Origin of the sequence: Pannonibacter phragmitetus, from assembly GCF_050510895.1 — a bacterium.
GTDB lineage: Bacteria > Pseudomonadota > Alphaproteobacteria > Rhizobiales > Stappiaceae > Pannonibacter > Pannonibacter phragmitetus_B.
This window is the reverse complement of sequence record NZ_JBNINT010000001.1, coordinates 2,587,616-2,607,698: the sequence shown is the minus strand read 5'-3', so window position 1 is coordinate 2,607,698 and position 20,083 is coordinate 2,587,616. Positions and strand designations below refer to the sequence as shown.

The following is a 20,083-nucleotide window of genomic DNA, read 5'->3' as shown; positions in this document are numbered from 1 at the left end:
TCATGCCTGTCCTCACGGGCTTCCGCTGCCCCCCGATCCCGCCCCGAAGAGGTCAGGCCAAGTGTCCGCAGCAGCCAGTTCCGGTTGCTGCGGACACTTCTTTCCGGTTCTTTCTGCGCAAAAGCTCAGGTAAAAGATTGGCATGCTGAAAATTCTCATCATCGAAGACGACAAGCAAGCCGCCGCCTATGTTGCCAAGGGGCTGCGCGAGGTTGGCCACTCTGCGGATCTTGCCGCCGATGGCGAGGAAGGACTGCAGATGGCGCAGGACAGCTGCTATGACGTGCTGATTGTCGACCGGATGCTGCCGCGACTGGATGGCCTTGCTGTCATTCAGTCACTGCGCAAGAGCGGTGACCATACACCTGTGCTGATCCTCTCTGCACTCGGTCAGGTCGACGACCGGGTGACGGGCCTTCGGGCTGGTGGCGATGACTATCTGCCCAAGCCTTTCGCCTTCACAGAGCTGCTGGCCCGTGTCGAGGCGCTGGGGCGCCGGCCCAAAGCCGGTGGTGACAGCGAGACGACCTACCGGGTTGCAGATCTTGAGCTTGACCGTCTGGCACACCGCTGCACCCGCAGCGGCAAGGATATCCCCTTGCAGCCGCGCGAGTTCCGCCTGCTCGAATACTTGATGCAGCATGCCGGTCAGGTGGTGACGCGCACCATGCTGCTGGAGAATGTCTGGGAGTATCACTTCGACCCCCAGACCAACGTGATTGACGTGCATGTGTCCCGGCTGCGGTCCAAGATCGACAAGGATTTTGACGTGCCGCTGCTTCACACTGTCCGTGGTGCGGGATACACGATCCGTGACAGCGCTGGCTGGACTCATCCGCACGACTGCTTTCAAGCTGTCGCTGCTCTATCTGGCTGTGTTCACCGCGCTGTCCGGGTTTCTGCTTTTCTCCATTTCCAGCAACACCAACACGCTGATCACCGGTCAGGTTGTGCAGACCGTCGACGCCGAAATCGAGGGTCTCTCCGACCAGTTCGCACGCGGCGGGGTGCGGGCACTGGTTGCCGCGATTGACGCCCGCGCGCGCCGTCCCGACGCCAGCATCTATCTTCTCATCGACTTTGCCGGAAACGCTCTGGCGGGAAATATCTCCCGCCTTCCGACGACGGTGCTTGAAGAGGCGGATGGCGGCGTGCGCAGAGTGACCTATTTCCGCCGCGAGGCCGATGGCGAAGTCAACCGGGAGAGCGAGCGCCAGGCCGTCGTGCGGACCTTCGAAATCCCCGGAGGTTTCCGTCTCCTTGTTGGGCGTGACCTGGGTGAACAGCAGCGCTTCAAGGATGTATTGGCCGGGGCCATGCGGGTCTGGCTGCTGGTGGTTCTGGCGATGGCTGGCGTGTCGTGGCTCTTTGTCTCGCGTTATGTGCTGCGCCGCATTGATGCAATGGCCGCGACCAGCACCCAGATCATGGAAGGCAATCTTTCCCGACGCCTGCCGGTGGCGGGAAACGGAGACGAATTCGACCGTCTCGCCCTCAGCCTCAACAGCATGCTCGAGCGCATCGAGCAGCTTATGCAAGGCTTGCGCGATGTGACTGATAACATCGCCCATGATCTCAAGACGCCGCTCACCCGCATGCGCACCCGTATTGAGGCGGCGCTGCGTGATGGGGAAACCGGGACGGACTACCGGCAGGCGATGGAAGAGACGCTCGAAGACTGCGATGGCCTCTTGCGGATCTTCGATGCGCTGCTGCGGATCGCCCGTGTTGAATCCATGTCGCCGGAAGCCGGGCACGAACAGATCGATCTGAAGCAGGTCGCGCTTGAAGTGGCTGATCTTTATCAGCCTGTCGTCGAAGATGACGGGGAAGCCTCGCCGTTGTCGGCGAGGGAGAATTCCACGCATTGGCCAACCGCGAGCTTGTCGCACAGGCGCTGGTCAATCTCATTGAGAATGCTCTGAAATACGGCCAGCCCGAGGATGGACAGCCGCTCGCGATCACCTTAAAGCTCGAACAGGTGCATGACCGGATCGCAATAAGCGTCGCTGACAATGGGCGGGGCATTGAAGAAAAGGATCGCGGGCGTGTTCTGGACCGCTTTGTCCGGCTGGAGGAGAGCCGGACCGAGCCGGGATACGGGCTGGGCCTGAGCCTTGTGAAGGCGATTGCCCGGCTGCATGGCGGCTCTCTTGCACTGGGGGATGCCGGGCCGGGGCTTGTTGCGAGGATTGATCTTCCGGCAGCTCAAGTAGACATGCCGGGAGGCGCAAGACGTGACGACAGAAGCAGGGAAGCGGGAAGCCGGAGCTGAGAAGGGGCCGCTGCGCCAGCGCATCAAGGTCGTTCCGCGGCCACAGTCTTCCGAAAGGGCAGAGAGCGTTCTCTCCGATCTGCTGATCCGGGCAGCAGAGGATGCAAGTACCTCGGATCTTGCGGCATGGCTCGATCAGGATGCTCAGCTTCGTGCATTTCTCGCTGGTGTCTTTGCCAATGCTCCTTATCTCCGCGAACTTGCCATGGTGCGTCCGCAGCGGTTGCAGCGGGTGCTGGGCGAGGATCTTGAAGGCCTGATCTCCGGCACGGTCCGTGCTGCCCGGGAAGCACGGCCCGCTGACGAGGCCGCGCTGATGCGCGAGTTGCGCCAGCTCAAGCAGGATCTTGCACTTGCCGTTGCACTGGCCGACATTGGCGGGGCGATTGACCTTGATGATGTGACGCGCGCACTTGCTGAACTGGCCGATGCCAGTCTCACCGCCGCCATTCGTCTGTGCCTGCGCGAGCTGGCCGCGCGCGGCAAGTTCTCGCCGCAGGACTTAGACGAGCCGGAGAAGGGCTCCGGCCTGATTGTTCTTGCCATGGGCAAGCACGGTGCCTTCGAGCTGAATTACTCCAGCGATATCGATCTCATTGTCTTCTATGATCCGGAAATTGCCCCGCTTTCCGCCAACGCTGAGGCTCCAGTCGAGTTCGTGCGGCTGACCAAGCGGCTGGTAAAAATCATGCAGGAGCGCACGGCGGATGGCTATGTCTTCCGCACAGACCTGCGGCTCCGGCCGGACCCCGGCGCAACGCCTGTGGCCATCTCTGTGCCGGCGGCTCTGGCCTATTATGAGGCTCTGGGGCAGAACTGGGAGCGCGCGGCGCTGATCAAGGCACGGCCCTGCGCTGGTGACATTCCAGCGGGCGAAGCCTTCCTGCACGAGATCGTGCCCTTCATCTGGCGCAAGTATCTGGACTTTGCCGCCATTGCGGATGTGCATTCCATCAAGCGCCAGATCCACATGCACAAGGGACACGGCAAGATCGCCGTTGCCGGGCACAATGTGAAACTGGGCCGTGGCGGTATTCGCGAGGTTGAATTCTTCGTCCAGACGCAACAGTTGATCGCCGGCGGGCGTAATCCCGAACTGCGCGGGCGCCGCACGCTCGACATGCTCGACCGGCTGGTCGCCTTCAATTGGATCAAGCCGGACACCCGCGATGACCTGAAAGTTGCCTACCGTTTCCTGCGCAAGGTCGAGCATCGCATCCAGATGCTCAATGACGAGCAGACGCATCTGCTGCCGCAGTTGGGCGAAGGCCTTCAGCGAGTAGCTTTCCTCGCCGGTTTCGATGATCTGCCGTCCTTTGAGGCCGAGTTGCTCAAGCAGTTGCAGACTGTGCAGCGGCACTATGCCGGTCTGTTTGAGGATGAGCCGGAACTGGCTTCGGATCTGGGCAATCTTGTCTTCACCGGCGATGACGATGACCCGGACACGCTGGAGACCCTTTCCCGCCTTGGCTACCGTCAGCCTTCGGATGCGGCGAAGATTATCAAGGCTTGGCATTTCGGACGCTATCCTGCCATGCGCTCGACCAAGGCGCGTGAGCGGCTGACCGAGCTGCATCCGGCGCTGATTTCCGCACTTGCCCGCAGCGACAACGCTGACGCGGCACTACGCGCCTTTGATGCATTTCTCGCCCGTCTGCCAGCAGGTGTGCAGCTCTTCTCCCTGCTGCGCTCCAATCCCCAGCTACTGCATTTGATGGCAACAGTCATGGGCTCTGCCCCGCGCCTGGCCGAAACGGTGGCGCGCCGGGTACATGTGCTGGACGCGGTGCTGGATCCGGCCTTCTTCGGTGCAATGCCCAGCCGGGAGGAATTCCGGGCTGGTCTTGATCAGACACTTGCCCTTGCCCGCTACTATGAAGAGGCGCTGGACAGAGCGCGCATCTTCGCTCAGGAGCAGCAGTTCCTCATTGGCCTGCGGCTGCTGTCGGACACACTGTCAGCCGATCAGGTTGGCCATGCCCTGGCCCGGCTTGCCGAAGTGGTGCTGGACCGCATTCTGGCGCGGGTCGTGGAGCATGTCGCTGCATCTCATGGGCATGTGCCGGGCGGAGAGTTTGCGCTTCTGTCCATGGGTAAGCTCGGCGGCGAAGAGATGACGGCGAGTTCCGATCTGGATCTCATCCTGCTCTATGAGGTGCCGGAAGATGCCTCTGGCTCTGACGGCGCAAGGCCGCTTCCTGTCAGCCAATACTATATCCGCCTGACCCAGCGGCTCGTGACGGCCTTGTCCGCGCCGACAGCGGAAGGCAGCCTTTACGAGGTGGATTTCCGTCTGCGCCCCTCCGGCAATGCCGGGCCGCTGGCCACCAGCATCTCCGCCTTTGAAACCTATCAGCGCAACGAAGCCTGGACATGGGAGCATATGGCCCTGACACGGGCACGTGTGCTGACAAGCTCGTCGGAAGCCTTCTCCGCCAAGGTTACCGCCTTTTTGCAGGAGATCCTCTGCCGGCCGCGCGAGGCGCAGAAGATCGCCGCTGACGTGGCATCCATGCGCGGGCGTATCGAGAAGGAGAAGGGCACCAAGGATATCTGGGACCTCAAGCAGGTCGCAGGCGGGCTCGTTGATATCGAGTTCGTAGCCCAGTATCTGCAGCTGGTGCATGGCCATGCGCATCCGGAGGTTCTGGCCCCCAACACGGAGATTGCCCTTGGCCGGGCGCTGGAGTTCGGGCTGCTGAATGCAGATGATGCTGGCGGGCTCTTGCAGGCGCTGCGGCTCTATCACCGCCTGACGCAGATCCTGCGCATGACGTTGACGGGCAAGTTCCAGCCGGTTGAGGCGCCGGGCGGTGTGCTTGCGCTGCTTCGCAACGCAGCGGCGGCACCTGATCTCGCTCATCTTGAGGTGGAACTGGCCGAGACACAGGCCAAGGTCCGTAGCATCTTCGAAAGGCTGGTCGGCCCGGTCAATCCGGACTGACGTCCTGTTCTTGCTGTCCGTTGAAGAATAAATCCCGGGATGCGCCGTAGCGCATCCCGGGATTTTTGTTTCAGGAAGCTGTTCCTGCGTTCACGCAGCCACGGCGTCCTGCGTCAAAGGAAGTGTGAAGGATACAGTGGTGCCCTGGCCCGGTACGGAGTCGATCATCATGGCGCCGCCCTGCATTTCGATCAGCGACCGGGCGATGGCGAGACCGAGGCCTGAGCCCTTGTGGGTCTTGGTGAACTGGTTCTCCACCTGGACGAAAGGCTTGGCGAGGCGTTCTACGTCCGACTTGCGGATGCCGATGCCGGTGTCCGTAACTTCGATGCGGGCAAATCCATCTGCGGTTGTGGCCTTCAGGCGCACCTCACCGTGGTCGGGGGTGAATTTGATGCCGTTGGACAGGAGGTTCAGCAGCACTTGCTTGAAGGCGCGCCGGTCGGCTGTGATGTCGAGTCCATCTTCGACTTCGCAGGTGACCTCAATGTCCTTCTCCTGAGCCGGAGCGCGGATGATGCGAACGGCTTCCTCGATCACCGACTGGGCGTCAAAGGGCGTCATGCTCATGTCCATGCGGCCAGCTTCGATCTTCGACATGTCGAGAATGTCGTTGATCACGTTGAGCAGATAGGTGCCGCTTTCGTAGATGTCGCGGCAATACTCGGCATAGCGCTCGGAGCCGATGGGGCCGAACATGGCCTTGTCCATGATATCGGAGAACCCGATGATCGCGTTGAGCGGCGTGCGCAGTTCATGCGAGATGTTGGCCAGGAACTCGGACTTGGCGCGGTTGGCGTTTTCCGCGTTGGTCTTTTCCTGTGCGTATTTGTCGGCCAGTTCCACAAGCTGCTGCGCCTGCATTTCCAGCGTCTGGCGCGACTTGCGCAAGTCCGAAACGGTGGCCATCAGGCGCCGCTCGCTCTCCATCAGCCGCTCTTCCTGCCGCTTCAGCGGGGTGATGTCCGTGCCCACCGACACGAAACCGCCGTCCTTGGTGCGCCGCTCGGAAATCTGCAGCCAGCGGCCATCGTCGAGCTGTGCCTCATAGGCAGTGTTACTGCCGGGTATCAGCGTTGAGGGCAGGGACGGCACGGTCTTGATGTGCGAGTTGCGCGCCGCTTCCATGACGGTTGTGTAGGGCGTGCCGGGGCGCACCACCGTGTCAGGCAGATTATGCAGCGACTGGTAATTTGAATTGCAGATCACCAGCTCGTTCTCCGAGTTCCACAGCACGAAGGCTTCGGAGATCGTCTCGATGGCGTCGCGCAGGCGCAGGTCGGCGGTGCGGCCCTGTTCAGCAAGTTGATGCTGCTCGGTCACGTCGATGCAGATGCCGATTAGATGCGGCTCATGGCGGCCCGGCTCGGTCTGGACTTCGCCGCGGGCCCGCAGCCACACCCAGGAACCATTGGCATGGCGCATGCGGAACATGCGGTCCACCGTCGTCTCGCCATCCGCCAGCAGGCTTTCGGCCAGAGCGTAGAGATTGATGTCTTCCGGGTGCGTCAGGTCGGAAATCTCGGCAAAGCCAAGGATGTCGTCCTTCGGCTCGCGGCCCAGCAAGTGGTAGAGCGAGGCAGACCAGAAGATCCGGCCGCGCGACAGGTCCCAGTCGAACAGGCCGCATCGGCCATGGGTGAGGGCCGTGTCGATGCGGCTGCGGGTGGCGGCGTAGATTTCATCCGCCTGCTCGGCGCGGGTCGCCTGCGCGAAGAACCCGTAAATCATCACCAGCAACACTGTCGATGTGCCGACAAACAGGGTGACGTTGGTCGATACATCCGAGCGCCATCCGGCGAAGAGCTGATGCTCCGGCTGCATGACGGCAACCATGCCCAGCCGTCCGGCCAGATGATGTACGGTTGCCAGTGCGGCCTCGTCACTGCCCTTGTTGATGGTCAGCACACCGGCGCGCGCACCAAAGACCGTCAGCGGCTGCGACGGGCCGAACAGGTCGGCAATCATCGTGCCTTCCAGCTCTGGGCGCATCGGGGAGGAGGCGACAATCTGGCCTTCCGGATCGGTCAGCAGGATCTGGCGGCCTTCGCTGGTGGCACCTGCGGGCAGGAGTCGGCCAGAACACGCTGGAGGGCGGTTCTGTAGCCGACTTCCGGCATGGCGCTTTCCTCGCTGACGAGGCGCGACGACAGGACAGAGGCGATCAGCGCGATCTTGTCACGTGCCTGCTGCTCGGTCTCCTGATAGGCGAATGTCAGCTCCAGCACGCGGTAGAGCGCAAGGCTGGCAATGAAGACGAGGCACAGCGCCGGGATCAGCCGGCGGAACAGGGGTTCGGTCCGCAGCAGCCGCTGATAGGTCGGCTGCGCCAGAAGCCGGATATGTCCCGTCAGGGAATTGGCGGCCTTGTTAGATCCAGTGATTTGGGCAAGGCGTCGCATGGACGCGCTGCCGGCAAAAGCCCGCGCCATCGGCAAGGTCCCGATTGTGGTGAATTTCGTTGATCCGGTAATTGGTTACGTCCGAATCATTTGCATTTGAATCTAGCTTTAATGTTTTGTCCAGATGCAAAATAAAAAAATGGTTAACGCCAAGGGCTTGGGTAAACCTCTGGCGTTAACCTCTTCCGGTGCGGTGTTTTCGCCGGTCAGGCGAGGCAGCGTTCCACGATGTCGCTGCAGTCGCGCGACAGGCCGGGCTGCGCGGCGATCGACTTCAGCGCCGCTTCGGCAAGCGCCGCACGGCCCGGCTCATAGGCCTTCCACGAGCGGAACACGGTCAAAAGCCTTGCAGCCACCTGCGGGTTCTTCGGGTCCAGCCGCTTGATCGCCTCTGCGACAAAGATGAATCCTGCCCCGTCCGCTCTTGCAAATTGCGACTGGTTTCCTGTGGCGAAGGCTCCGATGAGTGCGCGTACCCGGTTGGGGTTGAACCAGTCAAAGGCAGGGTGATGCGTGAGACTGTCGGTCGTGGTCAGAGCGGAGGGGTGAGGCCGTGTCGCCTGCACGGTGAACCATTTGTCCATCGCCAGCGCATGGTCTCCATGCCGGGCCTCGAAACTGAGCAGTGCCTCTTCGGCCACCGTCATGCCTTCGTGAACGGCAGCCGTCAGTGCGGCCAGACGGTCGGTCATGTTGCCTGCGCTCCGCACGGCGCGGGCCACAAGCTCAGGCGCTTCCCGCATCCCGGAGGCCGCAGCATAGCTCAGGCACAGGCCTTTCAGGGCGCGCAGTCCGGCGCTGGCTGCATCAGGGCGGAAGGGGCCGCAGTCATCCAGCCTTGCCACCATTTCCGCAAGAAGTGCCCCATGCTGACGGCCGATGGCCTGCCGCAAGGCCTTGCGCGCGGCAAGGATAGCGTCCGTATCCACGTTGCTGCCGATGTCACGGGCAATGTCCGCCTCGCCTGGCAGGGCCAGAATCTGGGCCCTGAAGGCGTGGTCCAGGTCCTCGTTAGCCAGAACCTCTCCCAGTGCATTCACCAGAGCTATGTCGCATGTGAGTGCTCCGCCCCGGCTGGCTTCGTCGTAAAGCCGCATCAATTCGCGTGTCGCCAGATCCTGTCCGGCCTGCCAGCGGTTGAATGGGTCGCTGTCCTTGCGCAGCATCGTCAGCAGATCGGCCGGTGTCAGTCCGGCCTCCAGCTTCACCGGCGCGGAAAAACCGCGCAGCAGCGAGGGCAGGGGCTTTTCGAAGATGCCTTCAAATGTGAAACTCTGCCGCTGCTCGGTCAGTACCAGAACGCCTTCCCGGCCATAACTGCCGTGCTCAAGCGGCAGATCCCTGCCGTCAGGGCCGATGAGGCCGAAACTGACCGGAATCTCGAAGGCGTTGCATCCTGCATCCTGCGCAGCCTTGGAGAGTTCCTGCGTAAAGGTCAGGGTCAAGCGCCCGCCAGCGGCATCATGATGAACGTCTACCTGCAGGCGCGGCGTACCGGGATGGTCGTACCAGCGCGCAAATTGCGTCAGATCCCGGCCTGAAGCCTCGGCAAAGCAGGTGATGAACTCCTCGATTGTTGCCGCCGTTCCATCATGCCGTTCCACATAGAGATCAAAGCCCTTGCGAAATGCTTCTGCTCCCAGCAGGGTCTTGAGCATCCGAATGATCTCGGCGCCTTTTTCGTAGACCGTCGCTGTGTAGAAGTTGTTGATTTCCTTGTAGGCGCGCGGCCGCACCGGGTGGGCGAGGGGACCGGCGTCCTCCGGGAACTGATGCGAGCGCAGCAGCCGCACATCGGCTATGCGCTTCACCGGGCGCGAGCGCATGTCCGAGCTGAACTCCTGATCGCGGAACACGGTCAGCCCTTCCTTGAGGCACAGCTGGAACCAGTCGCGGCAGGTGATGCGGTTGCCGGTCCAGTTGTGGAAATACTCGTGCGCGATGACGGCTTCGACATGGGCATAGTCCTGGTCGGTTGCCGTTTCCTGATCGGCCAGAACGTATTTGTCGTTGAAGATATTGAGGCCCTTGTTCTCCATCGCGCCCATGTTGAAGTCGGACACGGCAACGATGTTGAAGACATCAAGGTCATACTCGAGGCCAAAGACCTCCTCGTCCCAGATCATGGAACGGCGCAGGCTGTCCATTGCCCAGCCACACATATGCTCCTTGCCAGGCTCCACATAGATGCCCAGTTCTACGCCACGGCCCGAGCGGGTGGTGAAGGAGCCGGAGAGCCGGGCCAGATTGCCCGCAACCAGCGCAAACAGATAAGCGGGTTTGGGATGAGGGTCATGCCAAACCGCATAGTGACGGCCCGTGCCCTCGATCCGCCCATGCTCCACCGGGTTGCCGTTGCCCAGCAGCACCGGGGCCTCGGTCTCATTGGCTTCGATCCGGGTGGTGTAGATGCTCAGCACATCCGGCCGGTCGAGGAAGTAGGTGATACGCCGGAAGCCCTCAGCCTCGCACTGGGTGCAGTAGGTGCCTGACGACCGGTAGAGCCCCATCAGCGTGCTGTTGGCCTCCGGATTGAGGCAGGTCACGAATGTCAGGGTGAAGGGCACCTGCGGCGTCTGCTTCAGTTCAAAACGGCTGGGTGATGCGTCGTAACTGTTCCGGTCCAGCAGCGCGCCGTTCAGATACACCTCCAGCAGGGCCAGGCTGTCTCCGTCCAGAACGAGCGGGCTGCGGTTCTGGCTGGAAGGCTCGACTTCCAGCGTGGCTGTTATGCGCGTGTCATGGGGTGCAAGCTGTACATCCAGCGAGATGCGCGGGATCTGAAACTCGGGCGCCTGATAGTCTTCGAGGCGTATGGTGGCGTTTTCCTGCGATGACATGGGCACTCCTGAAGGCTGGCTGGATGCCTGTTCAAACAGACACGGGCGCCGCTTGCAACCCTGTGAAAAAGCGAAGCTCCTGCTTGTGGCTGGTTTGAACACCTCAGGCCGGAGCTTGTGGTGATTGCGCCCGTGCGCCCAAGGCGCTACGCAGGGTCCTGCAATTGTTGATGAGGAGATTCCATCGTGGGAGCACCGCTCGAAGGTCTCAAGGTCCTGGAACTTGCGCGTATTCTTGCAGGCCCCTGGGCCGGGCAGACTCTGGCAGACCTCGGTGCGGATGTCATCAAGGTGGAGAGCCCGGCCGGAGACGATACCCGTACCTGGGGGCCTCCTTTTCTGACCGGCGTGGATGGTGAGCCGTCCGATGCCGCCTACTACCATGCCTGCAACCGCGGAAAACGCTCCATAACGGCAGATTTTACCACGGCCGAGGGCCAGGCTCTGGTGCACCGCCTTGTGCAGGATGCCGACATTCTCATCGAGAATTTCAAGGTCGGTGGCCTTGTGAAATACGGCCTGGACTATGACAGCCTGAAGGCAGTCAATCCGCGGCTGATCTACTGCTCCATCACTGGATTCGGCCAGGATGGGCCCTATGCCCACCGGGCGGGTTATGACTTCATGATTCAGGGCACTGGCGGTCTCATGGACCTCACGGGAGACCGGGACGGGGAACCGCAGAAGGTCGGGGTCGCGATTGCGGACATCTTCACCGGCGTTTACGGCGTCATCGGCATTCTGGCAGCACTCCGCCGTCGTGACATGACCGGCGAGGGCGAGCATGTGGACATGGCCCTTCTGGACACGCAGGTCGCGGTGCTGGCCAATCAGGCGGAAAATTATTTTATCTCCGGCAAGGCACCGCGCCGTCTGGGCAACGCGCACCCTAACATCGTGCCCTATCAGGTCTTCCCCTCCAGTGACGGGCACCTGATCATCGCTTGCGGCAACGATGGCCAGTTTCAGCGCCTGTGCGGCATCCTTGGCTGCCCGCAATTTGCCAAGGATCCGGCCTATGCCACCAACGCAGGCCGTGTCGCCGGGCGGGACGTACTGGTGCCGCAACTGGCGGAACTCACGGCCCGCTTCACGCGTGATGATCTTCTGGCGGAGCTTGAGAAGGCAGGCGTGCCCGCCGGTCCTATCAACACGGTCGCCGATGTCTTCGAGGACCCCCAGGTTTTGCACCGCCAGCTCAAGGTGGACCTGCCGGCAACGCATGTTGCAGCCGGTTCCGTGCCTTCGGTGCGCACCCCCATCCGCTTTCGCAACGCTGAGCTTTCCCTAAAGACGGCAGCGCCGGGCCTTGGCGAGCATACGGCGTCCGTCCTTGCCGAAATCGGCTGGGATAAGGGGGAATAGGCGCCTTCACGTTTGCATTGCCCGGCAAAGCGGAACAAGGATGTGAGGACGCCTGACGACGGGGCAGGTGCCATAGGTGTTTGGAGGATGGTGCGGAATTGAATATCTTCCGGATTTTCGGCGGCAGACGGCGAAACTTTGCCCTGACCCGCATCGTGAGCTTCAGCTTCGGGCTTTTGATGGCCTCAGGCATGGCGCTGGTGCTCTTTATGTCCGTGAAGGCCAATTTCGAAAACACATTTTCCCTGCTCAACGACAAGGCAATCCTGACGATCCAGAGCATGGAGCGGCAGGTCCGTGGTCATTTGGATCAGGTCGAGGACGCTGCTGTTGCTCTCAAGCAACTCTTTGACGACGGAAAGATGAAGCCGGAGCCAAGCGATCAGACGCTGGCCGATCTCAGCGCCGCCGTTGCTGCCAACGGCCGCATTTCCGTGATCGTCATCCGGGATATGCGCGGCAACAGATTTGGGATCTTCAAGGCTGACAACGGCAAGCTCTGGCCTTTCAAGGAGGCCGCTGACGTTCCGGGCCGCGCACCGGACAGTTTGCCACGGCTGGAGCCGTCGTCGCGCCCGGTTTGGGGGCAGCTGGTCACGCATTCCACCGGTGTCTACGCCAATGTGACGGTCCCTCTGCTGAGTGATGGCCAGACTGTCGGCTACCTGACAGCGGCAACCTCGCTTGCCAGCATCGGCGAAGCTGTAAAGGCGCTGGACGAAGGGCCGGATACCACGACGTTCGTGGTCACATCCGAGGGGCAGGTTCTTGTGCATTCCGACCAGCATCTGCTGATCACCGGCTCGGCGCCGGCCAAAGCGCCCCCTGCCAGCCTGGAGGAGTTCGGTGATCCTGTGCTGTCCGGCGTCGCCGCGGGGCAGCGTTATCCCACTTTCCAGCGCGCCGCCGATCTTGGCATCGAGGTGCTTGGCGTGGAAGCGGCGGAGCAGGAATTCATCGTCATGCGGGTGCCTGTCACAGGCTACAGTCCGGAGCCCTGGATTATCGGTCAGTACTTCCGGGCGACATCCGTCTCGCGGGAAATTCAAAGGATGTCCGGGTCCGCGCTTGTTGGCGTTGCCGCCATTATAATCGGCGTCCTGATTGCAGTCTGGCTCGGACGCCGCGTTGCCCGGCCCTTGCGGCTCCTGGCTGCCCAGTCGGAACATGTAGGCCGTCTGGCGCTGGATGAGGTCACCCCGCTTCCACGCAGCCGCGTGAAGGAAGTCGATCAGGTTGCGCTGGCCTTCAATGCCATGGTGATCGGCCTCAAAGCCATGAACACCTACGTGCCGCGCTCCCTGTTCCGCAAGCTTATGCGGATTGGCCTTGAGCAGGCAGCGCTGGCGCGTGAGGCGGAACTGAGCATTCTCTTCACCGACATCATGGGTTTCACCTCCCTGTCCGAGAGCCTGACGGCCTCGGAGACGGCGGCCATGCTGAACGAGCACTTTGCCATTCTCGTTGCGGCCGTCGAGGAGGAGGGGGCACTGTCGACAAGTTCATCGGCGATGGCATGATGGCCTTCTGGGGCGCCCCTGATGCGCGGGAGGATCACGCTCTGGCAGCGGCCCGTACAGCCCAGAAAATCGGTCAGGCCATCATGAAGCAGAACCGGCAGCGCAGGGAAAGGGTCTGGTCCCGGTTCGCGTGCGCGTCGGCCTTCATTCCGGACCGGTTGTGGTCGGCAATGTCGGGGCCCAGGACCGCTGGAACTACACGATCGTCGGAGATGCGGTGAACGTCTGCGAAAGGCTGCAGTCTTTGGGGCGTGAGTTCGCCGGTACGGAGGATGTGATTGTCCTTCTCAGCAACGCCACTGTCCGAATGCTTCCTGATGGAGCTTGTGTGGAGCGGGTTGGAAACCAGCAACTGCGTGGCCGCAGCGGGGATGTGGAAGTCTGGAAACTCGACCTGCGCGGGCCGCTCCTTTCAGCACAGCCTGCTAAAGGTGCATCGGCTGCCGAGTAAGTCCCCGTCAGCACTGCATTTCTCCGGATGATCAACGGCTGTCTCTTGCCGCGGGGTATTCACTGCGGATAGGCTCAGCGTGTGATGGCTGTCACGGAAGCGGCATGACTTCCCTGTACCCTGATAAACACAGGCACTACGGGAGCAGGCACGCCATGCAGCGGGCGGTCATCGTGTGCAGCAACTGTCTCTTGGGGGAGGGACACCAGAGTGAATGTACTCACGATCAACGGCCTGACCGTTGATTTCCACACGGACGAAGGCGTGTCGCGCGCCGTCGACGGAATTTCTTTCGCCATTCCCCAGAACAAGACTGTAGCCTTGGTGGGCGAGTCCGGTTCCGGCAAGACTGTCGTGTCGCAGACGATCATGGGCCTGCTGCCCGCATCGGCCCGCGTCACGTCCGGTGAAGTGGTGTTGAGCGATCCCACTGGCAAGATCCCGCCGGTGAATATTGCAGCGCTCGACCGCAAGGGTCCGCAGATGCGGCACTTGCGCGGCAACCGGGTGGCCATCATCTTCCAGGAGCCGATGACCTCGCTCTCGCCGCTGCACACCATAGGCGACCAGATCGGCGAAGCGGCACGGCTGCATCGCAATTGCGGAGCTGGCGAGGCGCGGGAGCTGACGCGCGAGATGCTGCGTCTCGTGCATTTTCCCGACCCCGCACGCGCGCTCGACAACTATCCTTTCGAACTGTCAGGCGGGCTGCGCCAGCGTGCCATGATTGCCATGGCACTGATCTGCCGGCCGGCGCTGTTGATTGCAGATGAGCCAACAACGGCCCTCGATGTGACGATCCAGGCTGAAATCCTCAAGCTCATCAAGGAAGTGCAGTCCGAGCTGCAAATGTCCGTTCTGATGATCACCCATGATTTTGGCGTCGTCGCGAACATGGCTGACGAGGTCGTGGTGATCTATCACGGGCGCATCATGGAAAAGGGCACTGCCAGCCAGCTGTTTTCTGCGCCGGGCCACCCATATCTCAAGGCGCTGCTTCACGCCGTGCCCCGGTTCCACATGGATAAGGCCGAGCGTCTTCAGCCGATCCGTCCGATTGCCGTAGACACATCCGGCATCCGCAGGATGGCCTGTGCAGCCTCCAGTCTCGAACCCGGCAAGCCCCTGATCGAGATCAAAGGCGTCTCCAAGGATTATGGCACCCGCAAGGGCAGCCTCTTCTCGGGCAAGCCACGCACGATCAAGGCTCTGGATGACATCAACCTGACAGTGCGCAAGGGGAGTGCCTCGGCATCGTTGGCGAGTCCGGTTCCGGCAAGACCACCCTTGCCAAGGCAATTCTGCGGGCCATTCCCGTGTCTAGCGGTTCGATCATGTATCACGGCGGCAAGACACCGGCCAATGTGGCGGAACTTTCCGGGGCCGAACTGCTGGACTACCGCCGCCGGGCCCAGTTCATCTTCCAGGACCCGTTTTCCTCGCTCAACCCGCGCATGACGGTCAACGAGATCCTCAGCGAGCCGCTGCAGATTCACAAGGTCGGTACGCCAAAGGAACAGGCCGAACGGGTGCGCGAGCTGATCCAGCTTGTCGGGCTCGATCCACGTTATTTGCGCCGCTATCCCCATTCCTTCTCCGGCGGCCAGCGCCAGCGCATTGGCATCGCCCGCGCTCTGGCTCTCGGGCCGGAGTTCATTCTTTGCGATGAGCCCACGTCTGCGCTTGATGTGTCCGTGCAGGCGCAGGTGCTGAACTTGCTTCAGGATCTCAAGGCCGATCTCGGCCTCACCTATCTTTTCGTCAGCCACAATCTCGCGGTGGTCGACTACATCGCCGACCGCATCGCCGTCATGTGCCGCGGACGGCTGGTGGAGCTTGGCCGGACAAGGGACATCATTTCCAATCCGCAGCATCCCTACACACAGGCGCTGCTGGCCGCTGTTCCGGAGCCCGACCTGAACTGCCCGCTGGACTTTGCCGCCCTTGGCGCCCAGCGGGCCTCCGACCCCTCAGCCTGGCCAGAGCCATACCGTCTGGGTGAAGGCATGGCGCCCACGCTAGTGGAGGTGGCTCCAGAACATCTGGTTTGCGCCCCGGGCCTTGCCGCAGGCGGCCCTCTGAAGGAGACCGCAGCATGAGCGCGCATGTTCTGGCAGCGGGCCAGCGGCTGGCCGCAGCCTGTATTGCCGCCGCTTTGCTTCTGTCTCCGGCTTCCGCGCTGGAGCTGAAGGAAACGGAAGGCCTTGAGCAGCTTGGTTTCATCAATCCGCCGCCGGTCAGCGAGCGCGTGCCTCAGGAGCCGCTGATCGTGGATATGGAAGCCTCGGGCCGCAAGACCGGTGTGCCGGGCGGTGAAATCAATACCCTTATCGGCCGCGCGCGTGATGTGCGCCTCATCAACGTTTGGGGCTATGCGCGGCTTGTCGGCTACAACGAGGACCTTCAGCTTGTTCCTGACATTCTAAAGGATGTCGACGTGGTGGATGGGCGGATCTTCACGCTGCATCTGCGCAAGGGCCACAAGTGGTCCGACGGACGGCCCTTCACCTCCGAGGACTTCCGTTACTTCTTCGAAGATGTGGTCAGCAATCCGGAACTGACACCCGCTGGTCTGCCGCCCTTCCTGCTGGCAGGGGGCAAGGGGCCGCTGTTCGAGGTTCTGGACGAGACAACCGTTCGCTACAGCTGGGATAGCCCCAATCCACTGTTCCTGCCGGAACTGGCGCTGTCCCGCCCGCCCTTCATCTACCGCCCGGCGCATTACCTGAAACAGTATCACACCCGCTACGGCGATCCGGCCATCATTGAGCGGGCAGCGGCGGCACAGAAGGCCCGGAGCTGGGCTGCGCTGCATAACAAGCTGGACGACATGTATAACGCCGGTAATCCGGATCTGCCCTCGCTGCAGCCCTGGGTCCGGATCACGGGCGAGAGCGACCAGCGTTTCGTGCTTGTGCGCAATCCATACTACCACCGGGTAGACAGCACCGGCCAGCAGCTGCCCTACGTTGACCGGGTCATCATGACCGTGGCTGACGGCAAGCTTATTCCGGCCAAGACACAGGCCGGAGAAGCCAATCTTCAGGCGCGAAACCTCTCCTTTGCCGATATCACTGTCCTCAAGAAGGGCGAAAAGAACCAGGGTTACAAGACGCTGCTCTGGCCGATCTCCAAAGGCGCGGAGATTTCGATCCTTCCCAATCTCACCGTGAGGGATCCCGTATGGCGGGCCCTTCTGCGTGACGGCCGTTTCCGTCATGCCCTGTCTCTGGGCATCGACCGGGAAATGATCAACCGGGTGCTGTACTTCGGCCTTGCCGTGCCGGGCAATGACACGGTCATCGACATGAGCCCGCTCTACAGGGAAGAGTACCGCACCCGTTGGGCAGGCTTTGATCTGGACAAGGCCAACGCCCTTCTGGATGAGATGGGGCTGACCAAGCGGCGTGGTGACGGTATCCGCCTCATGCCGGATGGCCGCCCCTTGGAGATCATCGTGGAGACCTCGGGCGAAAGCCAGACGGAATCCGATGCGCTGGAGCTGGTGGGCGAGACCTGGCGGGAGATCGGCGTGAAGCTGTTCGTCAAGCCGAGCCAGCGCGACACCATGCGCGACCGTGCCATTTCCGGCGATCTTGTCATGGCGGTCTGGTCAGGGCTCGACAATGGCATCCCGACGTCGGAAATGCCGCCTACCGAGCTTGTCCCCTCCCGCGTCGACTGGCTGTCCTGGCCATCCTGGGGTGATTTCTACGAGACCGGCGGAAAGAGCGGCGAGAAGCCCGACTGGGAGCCTGCGGTAAAACTCATGCAGCTCTACGAGGCCTGGCTCACGTCCATCTCGCCGGAACAACGCGAAGAGATCTGGCATCAGATTCTTCAGATCCACGCAGACGAGACCATTCGCATCGGCCTTGTCTCCCAGGTACGCCAGCCGGTGGTGGTGAAGGGCGTCGAAAACGTGCCGGAGGAAGCGATCTATGGCTGGGACCCCGGTTCCCAGTTCGGGCTTCACCGCATGGACGAGTTCTGGCTATCCGGTCAGCGTTGAGGGGGCGTGAGAGAGAATGACTTTCCTGTTGTTTGAGCAGGTGTGCGCCGTCCGCGCCGGACAGAGAGAGGGCTCTGATGTTTGTCTACATCCTGCGCCGGGTCCTTACGATGATCCCGACGCTCCTTGTGATCAGCCTGCTGATCTTCTTCATCATCGAGCTGCCGGCGGGTGATTACATCTCCAACCAGATCGCCATGCTGCGCTCCACGGGTGAAGCCTCTTCCATCGCCAAGCTGGAGTTCTTGCGCGCAGAATTTGCAATGGACCGGCCGTTCTTCGAGCGCTATCTCGTCTGGATAGGCGCATGGCCAGGGCCTCATGGCTTTGACGGTCTGCTTCAGGGCAATTGGGGCTGGTCCTTCGAGTTTGAAAAGCCGGTAGCAGAAGTGGTGGGGCCAACCCTGCCGCTCACCCTGATCCTCAATGCCGCGACCATCCTTTTCGTCTATGTGGTATCCTTTCCCATCGGCATCTACTCGGCAACACGCCAGTATTCCTGGGGGGATTATGGTTTCACCCTGCTGGGTTACCTCGGTCTTGCGACGCCCAATTTCCTGCTGGGCCTCATCCTGCTTTACTTCTTCAATCAATGGTTCGGCCTGTCGATTGGCGGCCTGATGGATCCGCAATACATCGGTGAGCCTTGGAGCATGGATAAAACCATGTCCGTCATGGCGCATCTGATCGTGCCGACCATCGTCATCGGCACCTCCGGCACGGCCGCAATGATCCGCCGCCTCAGGGCCAATCTGCTGGATGAGCTGCACAAGCAATATGTCACCACCGCCCGCGCCAAAGGCCTCAGCGAGGGCAGGGCACTGATGAAGTATCCGCTGCGCATGGCGCTGAACCCGTTCATCTCCGACATTGGCAACCTGATCCCGTCGCTTGTGTCCGGCTCGGTCATCGTCTCCGTGGTGCTCAATCTGCCCACGGTCGGACCGGTGCTTTTGTCGGCGCTGCAGTCTCAGGATCAGTTCCTCGCCGGCTTCATTCTGCTGTTCGTTGCTGTGCTGACACTGCTGGGCATGCTGGTGTCCGATCTTCTTCTGGCGGTCCTTGATCCGCGCATCCGTCTGGGCGGGAGGGCCGGCGCATGAGTGCAACCGATCGCAACGAGGGGCATTTCGTTGACGAGGCCCCCTTCAACCCGCGTGAAGCCAAAGCTCTGACGCCGGAGCAGGAACGCTATTTCCAGGCTTCCCAATGGCAGATCATGTGGTGGAAGTTCCGCCGCCACAAACTTGCCCTGTGGTCCGGCGTCATTCTGCTGCTGTTTTACCTCTGCGTGCCCTTTGCCGAGGTGATTGCGCCCTACAAACCGTCAGAGCGCGATTCCCAGCATCTCTATGCACCACCGCAGATCGTGCGTTTCTTCCATGAGGGCAGCCTGACCACGCCCTTCGTTTATGACCTCAAGGCTGAGGTCGACATGGAGAACCTGAGCTGGGTCTATACCGAAGACAGAAGCACGCCGCGGCATTTGCGCTTCTTCTGCCGCGGCAGCACCTATCAGTTCTGGGGATTGTTCGACGCCAGCTTCCGTCTCGTGTGCGCGCCGGCGGACGGCACATTTTATCTTCTTGGCACCGACCGCCTTGGCCGGGACCAGTTCTCCGGCCTCATTTATGGCGCTCGACTGTCTCTGACGGTTGGCCTCGTTGGTGTTGCCATTTCCATCGTGCTGGGCCTCTTCTTCGGCGGCATCGCGGGTTACTTCGGCGGCTTTGCCGATGCGGCCATCCAGCGTCTGATCGAGATCATGCGGTCCCTGCCGGAACTGCCGCTTTGGATGGCACTTTCTGCGGCCCTCCCGGTGACGTGGAATCCGGTCTGGATCTACTTCGGCATCACCATCATTCTGGGGCTGCTCGACTGGCCGGGCCTCGCCCGTGCGGTGCGCTCCAAGCTCCTGTCCTTGCGTGAGGAGGAGTATGCGCAGGCGGCCCAGCTGATGGGGGCATCGTCCTCCCGCGTCATCCGCAAGCATCTGCTTCCCGGCTTCACCAGCCACATCATCGCCTCGGCGACCTTGTCCATTCCGGGCATGATCCTTGGCGAGACGGCGCTGTCCTTCCTCAATCTTGGCCTGCGCCGTCCTGCCGTCTCCTGGGGCGTGCTGCTCAACGAGGCGCAAAATATCTCGGTGGTGACGGTTTATCCCTGGCTGATGGCGCCGATCATTCCGATCATCATCGTCGTCCTCGCGTTCAATTTCCTGGGAGATGGTTTGCGCGATGCCGCCGACCCCTATAAGTGAAGCGCATGAGG

12 protein-coding genes and 2 pseudogenes are annotated in these 20,083 nt (G+C 61.7%); 11 read left to right on the top strand and 3 right to left on the bottom strand.

All coding sequences use genetic code 11. The annotated features are described in order from the left end of the window. Positions 1–142 precede the first annotated feature (142 nt). The 4 genes and pseudogenes from ACQB61_RS12290 to ACQB61_RS12275 form a co-directional block, all read left to right on the top strand. A pseudogene (locus tag ACQB61_RS12290) lies at positions 143–823 on the top strand (winged helix-turn-helix domain-containing protein); the annotation flags it as partial. Further along, entirely contained in the window at positions 729–1,925 is a 1,197-nt protein-coding gene (locus ACQB61_RS12285) for a HAMP domain-containing protein (RefSeq protein ID WP_430512838.1), read from the top strand. The pseudogene ACQB61_RS12290 and the gene ACQB61_RS12285, both read left to right, overlap by 95 nt. Then, on the top strand, positions 1,868–2,275 hold the full coding sequence (locus ACQB61_RS12280; RefSeq protein WP_430512837.1) for a sensor histidine kinase: 408 nt from the start codon (positions 1,868–1,870) through the stop codon (positions 2,273–2,275). Before ACQB61_RS12285 ends, ACQB61_RS12280 begins: the two co-directional genes overlap by 58 nt. Continuing rightward, the gene (locus tag ACQB61_RS12275; RefSeq protein WP_430512836.1) at positions 2,238–5,219 is read left to right on the top strand and encodes a bifunctional [glutamine synthetase] adenylyltransferase/[glutamine synthetase]-adenylyl-L-tyrosine phosphorylase; all 2,982 of its coding nucleotides are present in this window, start codon (positions 2,238–2,240) and stop codon (positions 5,217–5,219) included. Before ACQB61_RS12280 ends, ACQB61_RS12275 begins: the two co-directional genes overlap by 38 nt. A 90-nt stretch (positions 5,220–5,309) precedes the next feature. On the opposite strand, the gene ACQB61_RS12270 is transcribed toward ACQB61_RS12275, so the two are convergent. The 3 genes from ACQB61_RS12270 to pepN form a co-directional block, all read right to left on the bottom strand. Then, entirely contained in the window at positions 5,310–7,187 is a 1,878-nt protein-coding gene (locus ACQB61_RS12270; protein WP_430512835.1) for an ATP-binding protein, read from the bottom strand. A gap of 59 nt (positions 7,188–7,246) precedes the next feature. Continuing rightward, complete coding sequence (locus tag ACQB61_RS12265; protein WP_430512834.1) at positions 7,247–7,621, bottom strand: hypothetical protein; 375 nt, start codon at positions 7,619–7,621, stop codon at positions 7,247–7,249. Positions 7,622–7,827: 206 nt separating this feature from the next. After that, the gene (gene pepN, locus ACQB61_RS12260; RefSeq protein WP_430512833.1) at positions 7,828–10,461 is read right to left on the bottom strand and encodes an aminopeptidase N; all 2,634 of its coding nucleotides are present in this window, start codon (positions 10,459–10,461) and stop codon (positions 7,828–7,830) included. Positions 10,462–10,647: 186 nt separating this feature from the next. Here pepN and ACQB61_RS12255 point away from each other — a divergent pair, with 186 nt between their 5' ends. The 7 genes and pseudogenes from ACQB61_RS12255 (at position 10,648) to ACQB61_RS12225 (ending at position 20,072) form a co-directional block, all read left to right on the top strand. After that, on the top strand, positions 10,648–11,826 hold the full coding sequence (locus ACQB61_RS12255) for a CaiB/BaiF CoA transferase family protein (protein WP_430512832.1): 1,179 nt from the start codon (positions 10,648–10,650) through the stop codon (positions 11,824–11,826). Between the two features lie 155 nt (positions 11,827–11,981). Further along, on the top strand, positions 11,982–13,346 hold the full coding sequence (locus tag ACQB61_RS12250) for a HAMP domain-containing protein (RefSeq protein ID WP_430512831.1): 1,365 nt from the start codon (positions 11,982–11,984) through the stop codon (positions 13,344–13,346). Positions 13,347–13,476: 130 nt separating this feature from the next. Further along, positions 13,477–13,797, top strand: coding sequence for an adenylate/guanylate cyclase domain-containing protein (locus ACQB61_RS12245; protein WP_430512830.1), 321 nt, complete (start codon positions 13,477–13,479; stop codon positions 13,795–13,797). Positions 13,798–14,007: 210 nt separating this feature from the next. Further along, positions 14,008–15,896 (top strand): annotated as a pseudogene (locus tag ACQB61_RS12240) (dipeptide ABC transporter ATP-binding protein). After that, positions 15,893–17,809 (top strand): ABC transporter substrate-binding protein, encoded by a 1,917-nt coding sequence (locus tag ACQB61_RS12235; RefSeq protein ID WP_430512829.1) that lies wholly within the window; start codon positions 15,893–15,895, stop codon positions 17,807–17,809. The pseudogene ACQB61_RS12240 and the gene ACQB61_RS12235 overlap by 4 nt, the downstream one beginning before the upstream one ends. Before the next feature lie 77 nt (positions 17,810–17,886). After that, positions 17,887–18,912, top strand: coding sequence for an ABC transporter permease (locus tag ACQB61_RS12230; RefSeq protein WP_430512828.1), 1,026 nt, complete (start codon positions 17,887–17,889; stop codon positions 18,910–18,912). Next, a complete protein-coding gene (locus tag ACQB61_RS12225) occupies positions 18,909–20,072 on the top strand; it encodes an ABC transporter permease (RefSeq protein WP_430512827.1) in 1,164 nt (387 codons plus the stop codon). Before ACQB61_RS12230 ends, ACQB61_RS12225 begins: the two co-directional genes overlap by 4 nt. Positions 20,073–20,083: the final 11 nt, after the last annotated feature.

Coding starts and splice junctions, on each gene's coding strand:
- ACQB61_RS12285 (WP_430512838.1), top strand. CDS start 729: ATGTGTCCCGGCTGCGGTCCAAGATCGACAAGGATTTTGACGTGCCGC.
- ACQB61_RS12270 (WP_430512835.1), bottom strand. CDS start 7,187: ATGATTGCCGACCTGTTCGGCCCGTCGCAGCCGCTGACGGTCTTTGGT.
- ACQB61_RS12265 (WP_430512834.1), bottom strand. CDS start 7,621: ATGCGACGCCTTGCCCAAATCACTGGATCTAACAAGGCCGCCAATTCC.
- pepN (WP_430512833.1), bottom strand. CDS start 10,461: ATGTCATCGCAGGAAAACGCCACCATACGCCTCGAAGACTATCAGGCG.
- ACQB61_RS12235 (WP_430512829.1), top strand. CDS start 15,893: ATGAGCGCGCATGTTCTGGCAGCGGGCCAGCGGCTGGCCGCAGCCTGT.
- ACQB61_RS12230 (WP_430512828.1), top strand. CDS start 17,887: ATGTTTGTCTACATCCTGCGCCGGGTCCTTACGATGATCCCGACGCTC.
- ACQB61_RS12225 (WP_430512827.1), top strand. CDS start 18,909: ATGAGTGCAACCGATCGCAACGAGGGGCATTTCGTTGACGAGGCCCCC.